The sequence below is a fragment of the Endozoicomonas sp. SESOKO1 genome (genome assembly GCF_024606265.1).
GTDB lineage: Bacteria > Pseudomonadota > Gammaproteobacteria > Pseudomonadales > Endozoicomonadaceae > Endozoicomonas.
The window spans coordinates 1-19,147 of the sequence record NZ_JAHHPP010000203.1 but is presented as its reverse complement, the minus strand read 5'-3'; the positions used below and the strand labels follow the sequence as shown (position 1 = coordinate 19,147).

The 19,147-nt window shown below is 48.6% G+C and carries 16 protein-coding genes; 8 read left to right on the top strand and 8 right to left on the bottom strand.

Features of this window, described 5'->3' with window-relative positions; all coding sequences use genetic code 11:
• On the top strand, nt 1-1,804 hold a 1,804-nt coding region (locus tag KDK13_RS09635), incomplete at its 5' end, for an ABC transporter permease (RefSeq protein ID WP_257284765.1).
• Nucleotides 1,805-1,968: 164 nt separating this feature from the next.
• Nucleotides 1,969-2,109: a hypothetical protein gene (locus KDK13_RS09630; RefSeq protein ID WP_257284764.1), complete on the top strand. Its 141-nt coding sequence runs from the start codon at nt 1,969-1,971 to the stop codon at nt 2,107-2,109.
• Between the two features lie 131 nt (nt 2,110-2,240).
• Here KDK13_RS09630 and fliO read toward each other — a convergent pair whose 3' ends face one another.
• Nucleotides 2,241-2,750 carry a flagellar biosynthetic protein FliO gene (gene fliO / locus KDK13_RS09625; protein ID WP_257284763.1) on the bottom strand — a complete coding sequence of 170 codons (510 nt, stop codon included), beginning with the start codon at nt 2,748-2,750 and terminating at the stop codon, nt 2,241-2,243.
• 1,499 nt (nt 2,751-4,249) lie between these two features.
• On the opposite strand from fliO, the gene KDK13_RS09620 reads away from it, so the two are divergent.
• On the top strand, nt 4,250-6,865 hold the full coding sequence (locus KDK13_RS09620) for a hypothetical protein (RefSeq protein ID WP_257284762.1): 2,616 nt from the start codon (nt 4,250-4,252) through the stop codon (nt 6,863-6,865).
• A gap of 52 nt (nt 6,866-6,917) precedes the next feature.
• Here the strand turns inward: KDK13_RS09620 and KDK13_RS09615 are convergent, their stop codons facing one another.
• A complete protein-coding gene (locus KDK13_RS09615) occupies nt 6,918-7,319 on the bottom strand; it encodes a phnA protein (protein WP_257284761.1) in 402 nt (133 codons plus the stop codon).
• Between the two features lie 104 nt (nt 7,320-7,423).
• Here KDK13_RS09615 and KDK13_RS09610 point away from each other — a divergent pair, with 104 nt between their 5' ends.
• Entirely contained in the window at nt 7,424-8,095 is a 672-nt protein-coding gene (locus KDK13_RS09610; protein ID WP_257284760.1) for an N-acetylmuramoyl-L-alanine amidase, read from the top strand.
• Here the strand turns inward: KDK13_RS09610 and KDK13_RS09605 are convergent.
• From KDK13_RS09605 to KDK13_RS09595, 3 genes are all read right to left on the bottom strand, one after another.
• Nucleotides 8,090-8,884 carry a phytanoyl-CoA dioxygenase family protein gene (locus KDK13_RS09605; protein ID WP_257284759.1) on the bottom strand — a complete coding sequence of 265 codons (795 nt, stop codon included), beginning with the start codon at nt 8,882-8,884 and terminating at the stop codon, nt 8,090-8,092. The genes KDK13_RS09610 and KDK13_RS09605 overlap by 6 nt on opposite strands.
• Nucleotides 8,885-8,936: 52 nt before the next feature.
• Nucleotides 8,937-9,308, bottom strand: coding sequence for a hypothetical protein (locus tag KDK13_RS09600; RefSeq protein WP_257284758.1), 372 nt, complete (start codon nt 9,306-9,308; stop codon nt 8,937-8,939).
• Between the two features lie 255 nt (nt 9,309-9,563).
• Nucleotides 9,564-10,220, bottom strand: a complete 657-nt coding sequence (locus KDK13_RS09595; RefSeq protein ID WP_257284757.1) for an HAD family phosphatase — start codon at nt 10,218-10,220, stop codon at nt 9,564-9,566.
• 398 nt (nt 10,221-10,618) lie between these two features.
• Here KDK13_RS09595 and KDK13_RS09590 point away from each other — a divergent pair, with 398 nt between their 5' ends.
• From KDK13_RS09590 to ptsP, 3 genes are all read left to right on the top strand, one after another.
• Nucleotides 10,619-12,130, top strand: coding sequence for a lipopolysaccharide assembly protein LapB (locus tag KDK13_RS09590; protein WP_257284756.1), 1,512 nt, complete (start codon nt 10,619-10,621; stop codon nt 12,128-12,130).
• A 197-nt stretch (nt 12,131-12,327) separates the two neighbouring features.
• Nucleotides 12,328-12,819 (top strand): RNA pyrophosphohydrolase, encoded by a 492-nt coding sequence (rppH, locus tag KDK13_RS09585; protein ID WP_257284755.1) that lies wholly within the window; start codon nt 12,328-12,330, stop codon nt 12,817-12,819.
• A gap of 254 nt (nt 12,820-13,073) precedes the next feature.
• The gene (gene ptsP, locus KDK13_RS09580; RefSeq protein ID WP_257284754.1) at nt 13,074-15,350 is read left to right on the top strand and encodes a phosphoenolpyruvate--protein phosphotransferase; all 2,277 of its coding nucleotides are present in this window, start codon (nt 13,074-13,076) and stop codon (nt 15,348-15,350) included.
• Here the strand turns inward: ptsP and KDK13_RS09575 are convergent.
• The gene (locus KDK13_RS09575) at nt 15,347-15,772 is read right to left on the bottom strand and encodes a hypothetical protein (RefSeq protein WP_257284753.1); all 426 of its coding nucleotides are present in this window, start codon (nt 15,770-15,772) and stop codon (nt 15,347-15,349) included. The genes ptsP and KDK13_RS09575 overlap by 4 nt on opposite strands.
• A gap of 34 nt (nt 15,773-15,806) precedes the next feature.
• The gene (locus tag KDK13_RS09570; RefSeq protein ID WP_257284752.1) at nt 15,807-16,592 is read right to left on the bottom strand and encodes an NRDE family protein; all 786 of its coding nucleotides are present in this window, start codon (nt 16,590-16,592) and stop codon (nt 15,807-15,809) included.
• Nucleotides 16,593-16,689: 97 nt separating this feature from the next.
• Here KDK13_RS09570 and KDK13_RS09565 point away from each other — a divergent pair, with 97 nt between their 5' ends.
• A complete protein-coding gene (locus KDK13_RS09565) occupies nt 16,690-17,493 on the top strand; it encodes a carbon-nitrogen hydrolase family protein (RefSeq protein ID WP_257284751.1) in 804 nt (267 codons plus the stop codon).
• A 133-nt stretch (nt 17,494-17,626) separates the two neighbouring features.
• Here the strand turns inward: KDK13_RS09565 and ppk1 are convergent.
• The coding region (gene ppk1, locus KDK13_RS09560) for a polyphosphate kinase 1 (RefSeq protein ID WP_257284750.1) at nt 17,627-19,147 on the bottom strand (1,521 nt) is incomplete at its 5' end.

Here is a 19,147-nt window from a genome sequence, read left to right as displayed (position 1 = left end):
TCTGGACACCAGTGAACGGTTGCTGATGGCCGACGACAGTCGACGTGATCTGCGCAACTCGGTGGTGCGGCTGAAGCAGTTCCTTGGCCTGGCCAGTATGGCCGCGATGCTGCTGGCTGGCGTCGCGGTGGCCATGGCCAGCCAGCGCTTTGCAGAACGCCGCTTTGATAGCTGTGCTGTGATGCGTTGCCTGGGTGCCAGTCGCCAGCAGGTGCTGAGACTATTGCTTGGGGAGCTGGCCTTTGTGGCCGTGCTGGTGGCGCTGCCTGGCGTGTTGATTGGCTGGTTGCTTCAGGAAGGTATTGTCCAGTTGCTCAGGGGGGTATTGCCCGCCTGGTTGCCTGCAGCGGGTATCATGCCGATGGTGATTGGCGGGCTGACCGGGGTGATTACCCTGGTCGGCTTTGGGCTTGCGCCACTGTTACGGCTACAGGACGTTTCACCACTGAGAGTCTTAAGACGTGACCTGTCGCCTGCGCCTGCCGCTTCCTGGCTGGTATACGGTTTCTCGTTAATGGCTGTTTTTCTGCTGCTCTGGTATCACACCGGCGAGGTGGTGATGGCGCTGATTCTGGCCGTGGCTTCGGGTGCGGTGCTGATGATGATCTCTCTGGGCGTGCAATTGCTGCTTGCTCGGCTGGGCAATCGTCAGAGGCTTGCCACCCTGCCAGTGTTCTGGCGTCCCGGGGTCAGCAGGATTATCCAGGGTAAAGGCAAGACTTCGGCCCAGCTGCTGGCATTTACCCTGACCTTTATGGCCATGGCAGTGGTGTTGTTACTGCGCACCGATCTGCTTGATCGCTGGCAGAATGAGTTGCCGGACAAGACGCCCAACTACTTTGCCATGAATATCCAGCCCTCTGAAGTTGACGCGTACTCCGGGTTTCTGGCCAGTAATAATGTGGATACCAGCCAGCTCTATCCAATTATCCGTGGTCGTCTGGTTCGCATTAATGATGTGCCCGTCAGGGAAGCAGTAACCAAAGAGCAGGAGAACCATAACGCCCTGAACCGTGAATTGAATATGACCTGGTCAGAAACGTTGCCGGAAAAGAACCGGATTGAACAGGGCGAGTGGTGGGAACCCGGCAGCAATGAGGGGCTTTCCGTAGAGGCAGAAATTGCTGAAAACCTGGGTATTGATCTGGGTGACCGGTTGACGTTTATTGTCTCGGGAACTGAGTTTACTCAGACCGTGAGCAGTATTCGTTCAGTCCAGTGGGAGTCTTTCCAGCCAAACTTCTACATGATTTTTCCTGAGGCTGTATTGCAGGATCTTCCGGCTACCTGGTTAAACAGCTTCTACCTGAATGCCGGGGATAAGCTGCTGCTCAATGGGTTGGTCACTCAGTTTCCCACCATGACCCTGCTGGACCTGGATGCGGTTATTAACCAGGTTCAGAAGATGCTGGCACAATCGACCATTGCCGTAGAAGCAATGCTGGCGGCACTGCTGTTGGCAGGGTTGCTGGTGATGATGTCTGTGATTGAATCCAGCATTGATGAACGTCTGCACGAAGGCGGATTGATTCGTTCACTGGGAGGAACCCGTCGGCAACTGTTGGTCATGCAGGTCGGAGAATTTGTCCTGTTCGGCATTCTGGCGGGTTTACTGGCGGCCTGCGGTACGGAACTTGCCAGCTATTTGCTCAATACCCGGGTTTTTGAGTTGCGTTGGGAGCCTGCCTGGTTGATCTGGTGTGCATTACCGCTGTTTGGTGCCACTGTTCTGGGTATTGCCGGATGGTTGGGGGTTCGCCGGGTTATCAGTCAGTCTCCTGCAAATATTTTGAAAGAAGTGTGAGTCAAAATGCATCTGTATAAAAAATAAACAGTTGTTGTTCCGGTCAGGAATGGTAAGGGATAAAAGGAGTTATCCACAGCTCATTCAGGGAGTTGATCAGGGAAACTGTGGAAATCTGTTCACGACCTGGATTAACCTGAAGAAAACACTACTACCCGGATAATATGGCTGCTGGAAAATGGCACGATCGGGATGAGCAGAATGAATGCCTGGGTTATCTCAGTGAAGATAACCGGGAGTCTTTACAGCAGATCTGTTTGACGGAAATGAAGATGATGTGGATAACCTGTGTGCTACCTGTATAACTCCTGTTTCAAGTTATGAATAAGTTTATTTGCATATCAGGTGGGTGTGGAATAACTGCAAAAGAAGCCAGTCAGGAAAGCCCCTAAGATAAAATGAGTGGGTTAATGGGGGCTTTTAATCGAGGTACCCTTTAAAGATCCGCTTTCTCAGAGGAGTTATCACCATCGGGTTTGGAGCGCAGGAGTTTTTTGAACTGCTCTGCCAGGTCAGCCTGCCCTTTGACATGGCTTCTATCCACAACCGGGGCATCAAAATCTTTCAGCAGAGTGATCTGGCCTGGTGTTATGCCAATAAGAAGATCTTTTCCACAAACCCGTACCAGAGTCAGGCGGGTCTGATTGGATAGAGGCGCACTGGATAACAACTCTATATCTTTTCCCATGGCTGGCAGTTTGGGATTAAAACGTTTGACCAGCCAGGCCAGGACAAAAATCAGGCTGACGACCATTAACATGGGCATGACAACCTGAAACAGATCCAGTTCACTGATCGGACTGGCAGGCTCTGCTGTCTCTGCCATCAAGCTGGTGGGCAGAAGTAACAGGAATGCATGATATTTTAATAATTGTTTCATGCTAATGACTATAAGGCCCTCCTTGCTCAGAGTGCAAGCTTCTGATTTGGTTATATTCTGTTGCATGGTGAAATCCCTCACTGCTTATTGACCTATTTTATTGAATCAGCGAATTAAAATGGCCTGTTTTTAAGCGGGTTACTTTGCTTGCGGTGATCAGATAATAATTAGATATCAATAGGTTAATGGAATTTGTAGCATTTTGATTTTCGTTTATTTACTCGTTTAATGAACTATTGTCCTTGTTATTGATCTAAAAGGAATAGTGAAAAAACAACAGGATTTTTATCAGGCTTAAGCTGTGATTTCTTATTAAGTCCTTGTGGAATACAGGATGTTCAAAGCTGCTTTTAAGCTCATATTGTTAAAAAATCTTTCCAGAGTATTTAAGGAGAAAAAAAATGGATCATCAGGTCAGCAGTTCGGGTTACGGAATATCCAGCTCTCATCGGAGGAGTGAACCGTCTGACTCTACAAAATGTCGTTATGATAAGGGTACTCGTGAAAATGAAGAAACCCATGCTGACAGCGGTAGAATAAAAAAAACCGGTCAATCGACCCAATTCTCAGGCCATTCGTGCTCAATAAGGCCGTCGGTGACTTCCAGAATTTCAGGTTATACCGTTTCCAATGCTCAAATCTGCCAGAATCCCGGACCACGACGTGCTCCAGAATCCTTCGCTTCCCGTTATCCAACAATAAGTAATGAGTCTGTGGTGGCCCGGTTATCTTCCCCCCGCAACCAGGCGTCAGGCGCTCACTTATCTGCAGATGCTTTAAAGACTCTGGGGCAGGCCTGTCTTGAGGTCTTTGAGAAAGTAATAATCAAAGATCTCCTGTTCATGAAAAACATAACTGAACAGGAGGTTCAAAATGCTCTGCTCAACCTGAGAAGCCCAAGAACAGTCTTGCGGAATTTGCGTGGGTTGAGTGCTGATTCGGCAGTAACTGATGAACAAAAATGGGCCATGAATGAGGTTGCCAGATCCCACGAGCTGTTGAACGCTGATCAGACGCCTCATTCTGAAACTGGCTTAGCAGTGGAAACCGGTAAAACAATAAAAGTGCCTGAGTCAGTAGTTAACGCTGATGATCCCTGGCTGGGCTTGAGGGATGATGATCTGACCCCTTCTCTCAGGTGGGACATAGAACGTGGAAAGGCGGGCGGCAATCAGGCAAGTCATTCCCGGAAGCCTGCAGGATTGCTTGCAAAGATCAGTTCACAACGCGCTGCTACTGGCTTATCCATTTCCCGCCTGAGTCCGCCGACAGAGAGAAATCAGGCCGCCCCCATAATTCCCCGAAGTTCTCGCTTCCGGGCAACCAGTCCTGATACTGATGCTGCACTGATAAAAGTTCCAGGTCCTGTTCAGCAGGTAACCCGCGGCACACTGGAGGCTAACGCTGAACATTCAGGGTGTGCAACTGAAGCGGAAGCAGCAAAGATTGCCAGAAATCTTGGTTTTTATAGAGACCTGAATGATGCAACCCGTATCAATATTGTCAACAGAATTACCTCATTAGGCCTGGACAGGAATATTATCATCAAGGCTGCCGGGCAGTTGATGAAACCCGAAACACAGGACGCCCTGGAGTTACTGCAAGCGTGGTATACCGGCCTGGAACTGAGTCTATCACCAAGCCCTGCCGTTGAGGCAGGGCAGGGTTCGGTCTCTGCAGCAGTATCGTCTAACGCTGACAGACCTGAGAATTCTGTCCATGAGTTCAATGCTTCCAAGCATGCCATACATGCCATAGAAGTTGCTGGCGATCGTCAGTCCATTGATCCTGGCTCTTCTGATGAAGATGAAGGCAATTTCATCAGGGAAGCGGATATTCTGGATGCGATGGCTGATATCGTTGCTGAGGACAGATGTGTTTCATCTTCTCAGAGTTCAGGCCACTCCAGTCCATGGGAGTTTGTTGGAGTTGAAGGTGAGCTTGAGTCAAGAGTTGAGTCAAGAGTTGAGTCAGATGAAAACGTTGGATTTGAAGGTGTTGTCGACACTGAATCCCACGCACCAGTCACACACCATGAGCAAATTCATGAAGAGGCGGTTTGGGCTGCCCTGGGCGTAAAAGACCCGACACTCTCTCTGATGATATCGGTTAAACGCGCTATCGAGCAGGGAGCGATTACTGAATCAGCATTGGCGCCTGATCAAGGCTCTGATTCATCTGGGTATATCAAGATTACTGAGCAGCAAAAGCGTTCATTAATTAGCAGTCTTGAGACGTTTTATCCTGACCTGGATCTCACTTCCCGGCTGATGATAAGGAGGCACATTGGTTCTGTTCAACTGACTCTCAAGCAGGTTAATGCAGCGATTGATGGTGGTAGGGATTCCATCACAAATATTCTGGAAAAGTGTCAACTGCGTGATTCAGAACTATTGCAGAAAGTCCCTTCAGAGCGTCAATACGGCGGCTTTTTGCCAAATCAACGTCAATCTGTTTCAGTGTTCAGGAGTAGCCCCGGTCAATCGGGTGTTTTGCCTGATGTCACAGCTGCAGCTGTTCCTGCTGGCGAAGGTATCGCTAATTCAGGTAAAGCTGATGCAAAGGTAAGACACGCAGGCATTCAGGCAAGAGACAATAACTGTGGCCTTGCTTCATTCTTTATGTCTGTTTCACATGATGGATTGCTGGATACATTGATTAGCGATGCAGAAAATAAGATTGCAACACATAATTATTTAAGTGCTTCTGATAAAACCAAAACCTGTGAGTTAGTTAGCCTGTTGAAGAAATTCAATACTGGAAACAATATTAATGCTTATATTTCAAATGATGAGCTTGATAAGATAAGGCTGCTCTATGGCCTGAGAGAAGTAAAATTATTGCCTCATGTTGTGGGTGATGCTTTGAAGAAAGCCGGACAAATTGTAAAATTCCAGATTGAATCAGAATTTCATTGTAATAATGATTTCAGGAATGAAACTAAAGCAGTGGAAATATCATTAGCAATATCAGCAGGTCCGGTAAAAGAGTCACTACATGCTACGGTCACATCCCTGCCTGATCGATCTTCAGGTTATATGCGTCTGAACGGCAATCTCCTGAAAGTCGGTCAAAAGCTAACTCAAGATGAACTTGCCGAGTTGACATTTGTACCACTTGGAGAAGTACTGGAACCCACTGATTTTATCCATAAAATACTTAATGACATCTATGGGTATTTGAATACTGAACCCATGTCACTCAAACAAAAAGTCGCCTTGGTTGAGATGCACAGTGATTGTAAACAATTAAGTTCCAGTCGTTATCCATCACAAAATTTTGATTTTTTGATAAAGGATGAAAAAGTTCCTGATAATTTAACACTGAAAAAAACGAAAACTAACCCTAATCGCTTTAACAGGGATGTTATCGGAGAAACTATTGAATATTATCATAATGAAAATGACATTTTAGGGTTAAAGCTGACGAAGGAACACCATTATTTGCATCAGCATGTAACCCGCAAGATGTTCGAATACTTTGATGAGAACGGAAATAATTCCGGGAAAATCATTATTGACATGGAAACGCACTCTCAAAATGGTATTCCTTTCGTTCGTGTCAGAGAGTCAGAGTATGTTGATAACAATGGTGAGAGAAGAAAAGTTGAAATAAAACTGACTGGATATGGAAAAGAATCTCCTAGAGAGGGAGAGTTAATAAAAACGGAGATTAAGAGAGCGGATAACTTTCAAGAGATGATCGACATCTTTATTGATAGCTGGAAAGACCAATATGGTAATTTTGACAGTGCTAAAAAAGCACTGTTACCGGATGAAAATAATTATCCGGAAGTGATATTCATGACTATGCCCAATGAGGGTAAAAATATCAGGGGTCGCTATGACTGGCAGAAGGATGTTGGCGTACCCATGTATGGAAGTGACAAAAGAATTCCTTATGAAGTCAGTGCCGTGATGGCGATTGATAAAAGCCACTATGTATCCTGGCTAAGAGACAGTAAAAACGGGCTGATTCACTTTGCCGACTCCATGGGCGATAGTGAAAACAATGTTACCATTCCTGTAGTGGTTACGATGCCCGATCAGGATACAGAAGCCGCGCTTCAACTTGGTGATCAAAGGGCCAATGACCGTCACAGACACTTCAAAGAGGCCAAACGCAGGCTGAAAGTGCTTGAGAACCAGGTGGCTTTGGTGATGTTAAAGCGAAAACAATAGAAAACGCTGAGCCATTTACCGGATAATAAATGGCTCTATTTTTGCCCCCTTTTCAGATTGTTGCTGCGTCTGCCCACTGCTCAATCTCAGGCTCCAGGTAAGCATGCTCCAGCGCTTCGATTGCCCAGTCCTGTTTTTCCGATAATTTTCTTAGCAGCCGAAGAGAAACCACCTGAACGGCAGGTATCTGGCTCCAGATACTTTTAGTGAGGCATCGCCAGTGGTTAGGCTCCAGGCGTTTTGGCTGCTCCAGTTGCGTTTTGCAGGTTTCACAGAGCATCAGACAGTGGTCGTAGTCTGGCTCGCCGGGGACAGGCTCTATCTCATAGATGGACAGTGGAACGCCGGACGCTTCGCACAGTTCGCATTTTGATTTTGCCCGGCGTGCCAGGTCCTTTCCCAGCAGGCTCAGGGCGCTCTGTCGCTCCTGATGCTTCAATAGCCCTTTGGCCATGGTTTATCCTCCAATAATTTCTTTATCGTCACGTCGTGACCGCTTGCAGTCACCAGGGAATCAGACAATGATAAGTTGATTGATACTTGGCTGGCTGCGTGCTCATGACTCTGAATGTGAACAGGGTAAAAACTGCGAACAGGGATGACTGGTTAATTCCTGTCGATTATCTGGTAATTCATTATACGGCGGTAGACCTGAAAGATACGCTGGACATTTTTATGAACCCTGAGTCCTGTGCGTCTTCACACCTGGTGATTGATGCGGATGGTGAGATTTATGAGCTGGTAGACTGCCTGAATGGTCAGGCACATCGTGGTTGGCATGCGGGGGTTAGTGAGTGGGAAGGCGTTCAGGGATTAAATGACTGCTCTGTTGGCATTGAGCTGGTGAACTATAACGGTAATGTATTCCCGTTTACCGACGAACAGTATCAGTCTCTGCAGCGGGTGATGGCCAGGTTGAAAGAACACTATCCTGCTTTGCGCGATCCTGAGAGGGTGCTTGGTCATGAGCATATTGCCGGCTTTCGTGGCAAAGCAGATCCCGGTGTACTGTTTGACTGGTGCCGTTTTTACCGGGAGAACTACCCGGAGCAACAGGCTCCCCGGCGTCCGGCGGTATGCCCGAAAGCATTGCAAGCGAGTTTGATGCAGCTGAAAAAGAGTGAGCCTGATTCGCCAGCAGGAAAAAGCCGGTTCTGGCGTTCGGTGAGTTCATTGACAGAAACGACCGTCCGCCTTATTGCCGAGGCTGAGGAAAAATCAGGCTTATGACCGGAGACCCAGAAGCTGTTCGCCAACGGTTGTCAGTTCAGCAGGCTCGCCGGGTTCCGGATCCTGTTGATAAGGAAAGTTGCGCCAGCGCTCAGGTGCTCTTTTGTCCCGCCACAGCTGAATGCGCTCTTCCCGGTTATCTTCGGTACCCGCCGGGAACATGGAAATATATTGGGTCAGCCGTGGCTGTGAATGGTGGTTGAGACTGCTGGCATGGGGCAGGCGTGAGTCCCAGAGAATGAAGGTTCCGGCCTTTCCCGCCAGATGGACAATATCATGGCCTTTCAGGTCGTCATCGGTAAAGAGCAGGGAGTTGCGATTCAGTGTCGTTTGTTTTCCGGTGTAAAGGCTGGGAACACAACAGAATGCCCCCTGATTTTCCGCCGTGTCCGTCAGGTAGAGAATTCCCTGGTATCTTGGCAGGAACACTTTTTCCGGATGGCTGTCCAGATGGATCTGGCTGTCGTCTTTCTGATCCGGATGCTCCGGGCGCCAGGGTGGTTTGAAGGAGGCCCGGTCCAGCCTTACCCAGAGATCATCTGTCTGAAAAAGATTGGCATACAATCGGTAAACAGGCTCATACTGGCGGATATCCCAGAGTGCCTGATGATGATGAATGGGGACAACACCATTACTGCCCAGGTTTTTCCGGTACCAGGTTGCGGGATCATCCAGGTCAACATCCAGAAAGTCGGTAATGGCTTTGATCGCGGGCTGGAGTAACGGGTCAGGTACCAGGTCAGGAACGATGATGTAACCTTTTTCCTGCAGTTCGCTCTGATCAATCATTACTCAGGTTCCCTTTTTCAGTGGTTGCTGATGAAACGTTAATGAAACGTTGTCAGTGAAGGGTTGTCTCCGGTGTCTTTGCCTCATAGGACGCTGAAGAAGCGCTGTCTTCAAGGCTGTCCAGCACGGCCATGACCGTTTTGCGGATAATATCCGTGTTCTTGTTCAGCTCATGGTATTTGACAATGCTGATCAGCATTTGTGCCAGGGGATAAGTCCGCAGATGGTTTTTGATATCGGCTGGCGGCATGTTTCCTGTTGCCTGCTCGACAAAGTCATTGGCTCCCTGGGTAAATCCTTTATGGGCTGACTCAAGAAGGTTCATTACTGAACGTTCATCGGTGCTTTCCATCAATGACCGGAGCAGGGTGTTTAATGGTTCTTCGCTGTTATCAAAATTGTTATCAGAATTGTTATTAGACATCTCTACAGCTCCTGTGAAGGTTTGTAGAGACTAAAGTTCCATGAAGGACGATGGTATCCGTATATTTCTCAGACCCATTACCAGATTGACCCGGAATTAAAAAGCAAAAAACGGCCAGGGTAAACGCTATGCCCCGAACACGGACTGCTTTGGAACAAATGTTATGATCCGTCCAAACGGAATATAGTAAAGCGATTTTTGGCCGGTTAACGGTTCAGTGACTGGCTGTTAATGGCCAGCCTGGTTTCAGTACCACTAACGGAAACTGATGATTGGCCAGCCATTGGCCTGTGCAAAACTGTTTAGCTCCGGGTCAGGGTCGACAGCAATGGGGTTGTCTACCTTTGTCAGCAGCGGCAGGTCATTCCGGGAGTCGCTGTAGAAATAGCTGTCTGCCATTGAGTACTCCGAATGCTCGTTGAGCCATTCCTGCAGACGGAGAACTTTCCCCTGCTGGTAGGTTGGGGTTCCAATAACCTTGCCGGTGTAGTGGTTGTCGCTGATCTCCAGATCAATGGCCAGCAGGGTATCTACGTTGAACTTCGCTGCAATGGGTTTGGTAATAAAGCGATTGGTCGCTGTGATGATCATAATATAGTCACCACGTTGGCGGTGATGTTCTATCCTGGCCAGCCCTTTTGCCAGCAGGATGGGGCTGATGACCTGTTCCATAAACTGGCCATGCCAGAGTTCAAGCGCTTCAAGGTTGTATTGGGTTAATGGCTTAAGGCAGAAATCCAGATACTCCCGGATGTTCATAACTCCCTGTTTGTACTGTTCATAGAAGCGGTGGTTGCCTTCTCTGAAACGTTCACTGTCAACCAGGCCATTGGCGGCCATAAACTCTCCCCACAGGGCATCACTGTCGCCGGCAATTAACGTATTGTCCAGGTCAAAGATTGCTAAGGCCATTCATACTCCGGTTTATTATTCAGGCCGAGTGTCTCTCGAGAGCATTATACAGGTTTTTTATTAACCCCCAAGCAGTTACAGAAGGAGTTCTTGAGCAGTAAGCGCCTGATCATATAGGGAACAACAGTAAATTTGTTTTTTCAGGCAAGTTCAAATCCAAACCCTGGCTATTGGGTTTTTGAATTTTTCATTATCAGGACTGTCTTAATCTATTTACTCAATCGAGCTTTGTTATGGAAAGAAAAAGTGGTGTATTACCAGGTACGCCATATGGCCTACAGAATGATTATGGTCGATTGGTTATCGATCGGACTGATTCAGTTGTTTATGGTTCGCGCAGAGTGTCACATTGCCGCTCTGAAATGTCGGGTGTCTTTAAAGGCCTGAAAGAAACAGGTATGCAGGATAAGATTAATAGTCGTGACCCGGAATGTTGGATTAAGCGGGATATATTAAGCTTGCTTGATGATGAGGGAGAGCGTTTAACACCAGAGTCAGTCAGTTATTCTACTGGCATGGGATCAAGGAAAATTGAAAAGCCTGACTTTCAACCGGTAAACGGTAGCTTTACCCATTTCTGGAATCAAAGGAAGGTGTCGAATGCCGGTTTTCAGAAATCCTGGCCACCTGGAGCTGAGGTATTTCCTGACCCTGTACAATTACAGGACTTTGCATCCCCGTATTTATTAGTACCTGATTCAAGTGAGCCAGTTCCCTCGATCAACCATGATAAAGGCGGGTATGCCAGTGTCAATGTGGTTTCTTTGGGGGCTGATCAATCCAGCTATCAGCAATTACCGACGACAGGAAAAAAACAAATGATCAGACATTGGGAGTTATTGGAGGGGCATGCAAAGTCGCTGGAAGAAGGAAGCCCTGCATGGAATACAGCATGGCAGGAGGCTTACAATTTTGCGTCACACTGCTCTGAAAGTGATTATCACTTTAAGTTAAATGTGGCGATAGCGTTAACAAGACTCAATAATACTCATCAAGCTAAAATGGTTTTGCTTGATCAACTGGGAACCTGTAATGATCAGCGATATCTTCTGGGTGTCAGCAAACAGTTAGGATTTCTGTTTTTCAAAGAAGGGAATTATATCAGTGCCATAAAATATTATATGCGAGGATTTTCAGCAATTCTGCATGTCCCGAATGAAACCTACTTACATATATACAGATCAGTGAAGCGCATTATAAGAGATTGTCCTGATCATCAATTTGTTACTGATGCTGTTAGCTGGTTCAATTGCCTGATTCCAAAGACCAGGGAAAATAAACTGGAAATAACCAGTCTTATGTTTCCACTTGCCTATTCATGGTCGTCTTTTTCAAAAATGTCAGAAACTGGCTTGAAGTATCTTGAGTCCGATCCGTTTAAAGGGGTCGTCGCCCAATGGAAGGAGATGGAAACAATGGCTATGGCTCAAAAACCGGATACTCCCCAATGGCATGAGGCCTGGGCTTATGCCAGGGACTTCGCTTTGGAATGTGCAAAGGTGGATTATCATTTCTACCTCAATGCAGCAATCGCCCTGACCCGGTTGAATCTCCTGGATCAGGCTATTTATATTTTGTTACAACAGTTGAGCAATCCTGAACTCGTAAATGATCAAGCCTTCCTCCTGGGCGTGAATAAGCAGCTGGGCTTTATATATTTCAGAAAAGGAAAGTACGCAGATTCTATTCGTTACTATATGCGTTGCTTTGACGGCTCAAGAGCTGTCGCTGACAAGACTTACGGCTATATATGCGTCTCGATGGAGTTTGTTAAGAGAGGCGTAAATCCTGAATTCACTCGTTCAGCGTTTGACTGGTTTCGCCAGCTGTTCTCACAATCAATGGAGGATAATTGGCTGTCCGGGAATAAACAACCTGTGACAACTGCTCCGGTGTTGCCTCTGAAGTGAAAAGCCTGTTTGCTGTGTTGTATCCGTTTGTGAAACAATGCGTGATAAGTAATAGTTTGAGTGGCCACCGAAAAGTGATTGCGTCTGATCCTGTTGTTCCTTGAATAGTCAGCTTCATGCTTTGTTTAGTGTGGGGTTATGTCCTGGAAGAGGGGAGATTCGTAGCACGGTACGGTGGCTCTAAGGTAGCCATATACGTGATTGACATCGATGGATTCAGGCCAAATGTAGGCATTATCCTGGCGAATCATCACGGTCAGGTATTGTGGGCTCGGCGGATCAGGCAGGATGCCTGGCAATTTCCCCAGGGTGGTATCAATGATGGGGAAACGCCGGAAGATGCCATGTACAGAGAGCTGTTTGAGGAGATAGGTCTTCATCCTGAAGATATAGAAATCCTTGGCTGTACCCGGGGGTGGTTACGTTATCGTCTGCCGAGACGACTCGTCCGCCGGGATCAGCAACCGCTGTGCATTGGGCAGAAGCAGAAGTGGTTTTTGCTGAAGCTGCTGAGCAATGATGACCGTATTCGGGTTGACCACACCGGGTCCCCGGAATTTGATGGCTGGCGCTGGGTGAGTTACTGGTACCCTCTTGGTCAGGTAGTTTCGTTTAAACGGGAAGTATACCGACGGGCGCTGAAAGAGCTGGTACCCAGAATTGGGAAGTTACAGTCCACAGAGGAATGACATTTATTGCAAGTTATTGCAAGGCCCTGATAACTGTTTTGCCGCTTATCAGTCACCTTGTGTTTGCTAAGTAGCTGGCCATATGGAGTCAGAAATATATGATTTCATATGGTTAGCTACTTATGGATATATATTCAAACTTGTGGGCTGCAATAGAAAGAAGGATGTTACAAGACAATATAATTTGCCATGGATTGCTATTGTACTGTTAAAGTAGTTGCAGCAAGTATTATCAGACCGGGTATGTGACAGACATGCTAAACACCCTGCGCAATATCGTACAGGAAGTCAGTTCTGCCTCTGACCTTCAGGTGGCATTGCAGATTATTGTGCAGCGGGTTCGTGGTGCCATGAAAACCGAAGTGTGCTCGGTCTATCTGTATGATTCTGAAAGTGCCGCTTATACGCTGATGGCTTCAGAAGGGTTGAACCCATCTGCTGTCGGACAGGTGACTCTTTCTCATTCTGAAGGTCTTATCGGGCAGGTTGGGCTGCGTGAAGAGCCCATCAACCTCGAAGAGGCCGCTTCTCACCCGAAATATCACTATATCCCTGAAACCGGTGAAGAGCGTTTTACCTCTTTCCTGGGTGTTCCCATCATCCATCACCGTAATACGCTTGGCGTCCTGGTGGTTCAGCAGATTGAGCAGCGGCGTTTTGATGAACATGAAGAAGCTTTTCTGGTCACCATGTCCGCTCAATTGGCAGGGGTTATTGCCCATGCCCAGGCAACCGGCTCCATCAATAACGTCTCCACGCCTGCCCGGAAAAAACGAATTGCGCGATTTCAGGGGAGCGCAGGGGCCACTGGGGTAGCGATTGGTGATGCGGTTGTTATTACGCCTCCGGCTGATCTTGGTGCAGTGCCTGAGCGTCCCTGCAAGGATGTAGATCTGGAACTGGCACTGCTTGACAGTGCGCTGGCAGCGGTGCGCGAAGAAATGAAAGACACCGCTGAGCGACTTTCTGATCGTCTGCCTGCCGAGGAACAGGCGCTTTTTGATGTTTATCTGAGAATGCTGGATGACCGGGCTCTTGGGCAGGAGATAAGGGATCGGATCCGCGGCGGATCCTGGGCACAGGGTGCCCTGCGACAGGTGATCGAAGAGCATATCCGCAATTTCGAAATGATGGACGATCATTATCTCCGTGAACGGGCCACCGACGTAAGGGACCTGGGGCGAAGAGTGCTTTCTCATCTTCAGCAGGGGGAGCATGCACGGGTTGAATACCCGGATAATACCATTCTGATCAGTGAGGAGCTTTCTCCGGTTATGCTCGGTGAGGTTCCGCAGGAGTCGCTGGCAGGCCTGGTTTCCATGCAGGGTTCCAGTAACTCTCACGTCGCTATTCTTGCCCGTGCCCTGGGTGTGCCTACCGTTATGGGTGTGGTTGAGCTGCCTTTCCATAAGCTGTCCGGTAAAAAACTGATTGTGGATGGTAATCTCGGGCTGGTGTACTCATCTCCCGCCCAGGAGCTGCTGGACTATTACACCGAAGTGCTCGAAGAGGAGAATCAGTTCAGCAAGGGATTGGAAGCCATCAGGGATCTGCCGTGTGAGACCCCGGATAATTACCGTATTCCTCTCTGGGTCAACACAGGCCTGATGACCGATACCATTCGCTCACTGGATCGTGGGGCTGAAGGGGTTGGTCTTTATCGGACTGAAGTACCTTTTATGGTACGGGACCGCTTTCCCAGCGAATCAGAACAGGAAAAGATCTACCGACATCAGCTTGAAGCGTTTGCTCCCCGACCCGTTACCATGAGAACGCTGGATATTGGCGGGGATAAGTCCCTGAGCTATTTCCCCATAAAGGAAGATAACCCTTTCCTTGGCTGGCGGGGGATTCGGGTAACACTGGATCATCCGGAAATTTTTCTGGTGCAGGTCAGGGCCATGTTGAAAGCCAGTGTGGGTCTGGATAATCTCCGGATAATGTTGCCTATGGTATCCAGTGTTTTTGAAGTGGAGGAAGCGCAACATCTGATTCACCGGGCTTATGCAGAAGTTCTTGCTGAAGGCCTGCCGGTCTCCATGCCACCGGTTGGGGTGATGGTGGAAGTGCCCGCTGCGGTTTATATGGTCAAGGACCTTGCACAACGTGTCGACTTTCTTTCCATCGGGTCTAATGACCTTGTTCAATACCTGCTGGCCGTAGACCGTAACAATCCACGGGTCTCTGATCTTTATCACTCCTTTCACCCCGCTGTTCTGCATGCCTTACAGAAGGTAGCGGATGATGCCCATCAGGAAGGCAAGACCGTCAGCATCTGCGGTGAAATGGCCGGGGATCCTGCTGCAGCGGTACTGTTAATGGCCATGGGCTTCGATATGCTGTCGATGAGTGCCGTGAATCTGTTGAAAGTAAAATGGGTATTAAGACGCATCGGTATGGATCGTGCCAGGAAGATATTATCGGATTTAATGAAGCACGATAATGCCCAGGTTATTCGCAGTTCCCTGGAGCTGGCCCTTTGCAAGGAGGGAATAGGGAAAGTGCTTGGTATCAAGGGGCGGCGTTTCTAGTCTGCAGGAACCCCGAGCAACTCAACGATTACTGGCTTGGAGGCTAATTGTTGCTGTTTGAATTTATAAAATACTTTGACTTTTGTTATGGGGCTCTGCTGCGAGACAGTCAGTGGAACCATCCTTGAGTAATCCAGGCCATCATCACCGTTCCGTTTGCCCCTGATGGTTTTCTGCAGGTTGATATTCAACACATCACCTTTGGCCAAATAGATGCGAGCCTGATGCAGGATGGCATCTCCATGGGAGATATGGAAACGGAGCTTGCTGTATGACTCTTCAGTCTGGGGAAAAATGGTTAAGGTATTTTCACTGACCCTTGCTTTGGCTGAACCGACTTCTACCCAGCTATCTTTAGCTTGGGTAGAAATTGGCAGTGCTAACAAAGAAAGCAGTACTGCATGGCAAAAGCGGTTAAACATAGAGACCCCAGTTCAATCTGACAACTGCTCTGCACTATCTTAGCTGATTATGCTGCAGTTTGATTTTGAACTGACGGCGCTCACCGGCTACGCCACCTGGCAGGTAGCCCTGTTCAATCCACTGCAGCTGATGGTGTCGGTCGATCATCAATACGCTGGTATTTCGGGTACCATAGTCTTCACTGGCAATAAAACAGCTGGAAAGCCGTTTTTCCAGGTCTTTACTGACCCCGGTATCCGGTAATTGTTCATCTGGTGCTTGATAACTGTCATACATCAACTCAATAAGCTGTTTGCTACATGGAGGGATGGATTCCTGAATTGCCCTGGTCAAACCATTACGTGCTGTCACCAGCTTTGGCCATGGCGTGTCTAGCAGATGGTTACTCAAACCGTATATCCCGGGAGGAAGAGGAGAAATACCGGGGGCTTTTGTACGGTTGCTAAAGTAATAAAGGCCTGTTGAGTCCATAATCAGGAGATTGAATCCTGACCACTTGTCCCTCTGTTGTTGAAGTGCCTGTAAATAGTCAGATGCCGGCTGGGAGCCTGTGACAAAGTCAGAAACCAGCACACCCCTGGAATAGAAGCCTGCAATGCCCGGAACTTCCCGGTAGTTGGTAACGGCAGCAAAGCGGCCATTCTTGTTAATCGCCAACCAGCTGCCGCCAGCTTCGAGGTCCCGGCCACCAAATACATCGGGTGAGTCGTTCCAGAAGTCGGCCGCCTGTGTCGGGCGCCGATAAAATTCATCTCGATTGGCCGCCAGAATCAGTGGATACTGGCTATCAGGCTGCCATGAAAAAACAATAAGGCACATGTTGTTTAGTGTCTGGTAGCTTTATGAAGACCCACAAGAATAAACTATCATCCATTTCGCGAAAATCCACTTAACCAGAAAGCATGGGCGAATAATAATGAGCAGACTTAAAGCGGCGGTGGTTCAGGTTTGTTCGGGGCTGGTTGTTCCTGAAAATCTTGCTGACATTGAATGTCAGTTAATGGCTCATCGACATGAGAAAATAGATATTATTGTGCTGCCTGAATGTTTTGCCATGCTTGGAGGCCCTCAGGCTGAAGTGGCTTTGCAAGCTGATGAAATAAGGGAGTGGATGGCATCAATAGCCGGATCATTGGGTAGCTGGCTTATCGGTGGCTCAGTGCCTGTCCATGACGCCGTTGATGGGCGTAACCATGCCTCATGCTTTGTTTATAGCCCTGAAGGGGAGGAAATTACCCGTTACAACAAAATGCACCTGTTTGATGTAGAGGTATCTGACGGTAAAGGGCGTTATAGAGAATCGGATGATTTTATTCCCGGAGCAGGGCCGGGGCTGGTGGATATTGGTCGGGCAACGGTTGGCCTTTCAATTTGTTATGACCTTCGTTTTCCTGAGCTGTATCGCACACTGGTGGCGCAGGGAGCAAAAATATTAGCCGTACCCTCTGCCTTCACAAAAGTCACCGGTGAGGCGCATTGGGAAGTGCTGTTGAAAGCCAGGGCTATTGAAAACCAATGTTATGTGCTGGCAGCCAATCAGGCGGGCACACATCCTGATGGCCGCCAGACCTATGGTCACAGTATGATCATTTCACCCTGGGGGGATATTCTGGCTGAAGGCCCTGCTCAAGGGGCTGCGGTGATTATGGCTGAACTGGATCTGGATGAACTGGCGAAAGTACGTCAGCGAATGCCCTGCTTAAACCACCGTAGATTGTGAGTTGTTAAGGTCGCTGCCCGACTCCCGCCTCCCGCTTCCCGCAAAAGCACAAGCAGCCTGTCTTTTTCGGGCAGCGGGTGGCGGGAAGCGGGCAGCGCTTACTAAAATGTCAAAGTTATCAAATGACAGTCCCTTAATCAGTAGACGGCTTGTTAGCAATAATCGCCAGCGTCTCCATCAACCGCTCCTGGGCATTGCGTCGACGCTGACCCCGAACCGGCCGGTTTTTCTCATACTCACCGTCACTTTGCAGCTGCCAGCTGCGGGTGTTATCGGAGAGGTAGTAGTCCAATTCTTTTTTGATGCGGGCAGCAAGTTTTGGGTCCTCAATAGGGAAACAGGTCTCAATACGCATATCCAGGTTTCGGATCATGGCGTCAGCACTGGAACAATAGACCATGGCGTCATCGTCGCCATTTTCAAAATAGTAGACACGGGTGTGCTCAAGAAACCGTCCGACAATGGAACGTACACGGATATTTTCCGACAACCCTTCAATGCCGGGCCTCAGACAGCAAATACCCCGAACGATCAGGTCAATCTCAACACCGGCCTGGGAAGCCTTGAACAGCGCTTTGATCATATGAGACTCAGTGAGTGAGTTGATTTTGATGATGATCCGGGCCGGTTTTCCCTCTTTGGCATTGGTGGTTTCCTGGTTGATCAGATCAATCAGGCTCTTTTTCAGCGTGAAGGGCGCATGGAACAGCTTGCGAACACGAACCGCACGCCCCATACCCGTCAGCTGCTGGAAGATTTTATGAACGTCGTTGGTCAGTATTTTGTCACAGGTCAGCAGGCTGTAATCGGTATAGAGTCGGGCATTGCCAGCATGATAGTTACCCGTGCCAAGGTGAGCATAACGCTGAATATGGCGCCCTTCACGACGAACAATCAACATCATCTTGGCGTGGGTTTTATAGCCGACTACCCCGTATACGACGACGGCCCCAGCTTCCTGCAGGCGACGGGCCAGGGCCAGGTTTTCCTCTTCATCAAACCGGGCACGGATTTCTACCACAACCGTCACCTCTTTACCCTGTCTGGCAGCTTCTACCAGGGCATCTACCATTTCTGAGTGAGCGCCGGTGCGATACAGCGTCTGCCGAATGGCCAGAACATCGGGGTCCTTGGCGGCCTGACGGAGCATATCCACAACCGGAGTGAATGACTCAAAGGGGTGATGGAGCAGGATGTCCTGTTTGGCCACCAGATCCAGTACGTTATTGCTGTGCTTCCGTTTACTGTGCAGGCCTTTTGGATAGCCGGGGGTAAATGGCGGAAAGACCAGGTCCGGTTTGTTATTGGTGTCGCAGATGGACATCATGCGCGTCAGGTTTACCGGTCCTCTGACCTGGTAAACATCTTCATTGGTCAGGCCAAATTCATTGAGTAGAAAATCCACCAACGGTTGTGGGCAGTTGTCGGCCACCTCCAGTCGCACGGCTTTACCGTAGCGACGGGAGAGCAGTTCACCCTGCAGTGCCTTGGCCAGGTCTTCAACCTCATCTTCAAGGTCCAGGTCACTGTTACGGGTCAGCCGGAACTGATAACAGCCTTTGATATCCATGCCGGGGAACAGGTCGCTGACATGGCGATGGATAATCGAAGAGAGAAATACATAATCATTCTCCCGGCCATCACAGATATCGTC

Bases quoted from the DNA above. Each gene is read 5' to 3' on its own strand.
- KDK13_RS09630 (WP_257284764.1), top strand. From the start codon at position 1,969: ATGGCTGCTGGAAAATGGCACGATCGGGATGAGCAGAATGAATGCCTG.
- fliO (WP_257284763.1), bottom strand. From the start codon at position 2,750: ATGCAACAGAATATAACCAAATCAGAAGCTTGCACTCTGAGCAAGGAG.
- KDK13_RS09620 (WP_257284762.1), top strand. From the start codon at position 4,250: ATGAAACCCGAAACACAGGACGCCCTGGAGTTACTGCAAGCGTGGTAT.
- KDK13_RS09615 (WP_257284761.1), bottom strand. From the start codon at position 7,319: ATGGCCAAAGGGCTATTGAAGCATCAGGAGCGACAGAGCGCCCTGAGC.
- KDK13_RS09610 (WP_257284760.1), top strand. From the start codon at position 7,424: ATGACTCTGAATGTGAACAGGGTAAAAACTGCGAACAGGGATGACTGG.
- KDK13_RS09605 (WP_257284759.1), bottom strand. From the start codon at position 8,884: ATGATTGATCAGAGCGAACTGCAGGAAAAAGGTTACATCATCGTTCCT.
- KDK13_RS09600 (WP_257284758.1), bottom strand. From the start codon at position 9,308: ATGTCTAATAACAATTCTGATAACAATTTTGATAACAGCGAAGAACCA.
- KDK13_RS09595 (WP_257284757.1), bottom strand. From the start codon at position 10,220: ATGGCCTTAGCAATCTTTGACCTGGACAATACGTTAATTGCCGGCGAC.
- KDK13_RS09590 (WP_257284756.1), top strand. From the start codon at position 10,619: ATGCAGGATAAGATTAATAGTCGTGACCCGGAATGTTGGATTAAGCGG.
- ptsP (WP_257284754.1), top strand. From the start codon at position 13,074: ATGCTAAACACCCTGCGCAATATCGTACAGGAAGTCAGTTCTGCCTCT.
- KDK13_RS09575 (WP_257284753.1), bottom strand. From the start codon at position 15,772: ATGTTTAACCGCTTTTGCCATGCAGTACTGCTTTCTTTGTTAGCACTG.
- KDK13_RS09570 (WP_257284752.1), bottom strand. From the start codon at position 16,592: ATGTGCCTTATTGTTTTTTCATGGCAGCCTGATAGCCAGTATCCACTG.
- KDK13_RS09565 (WP_257284751.1), top strand. From the start codon at position 16,690: ATGAGCAGACTTAAAGCGGCGGTGGTTCAGGTTTGTTCGGGGCTGGTT.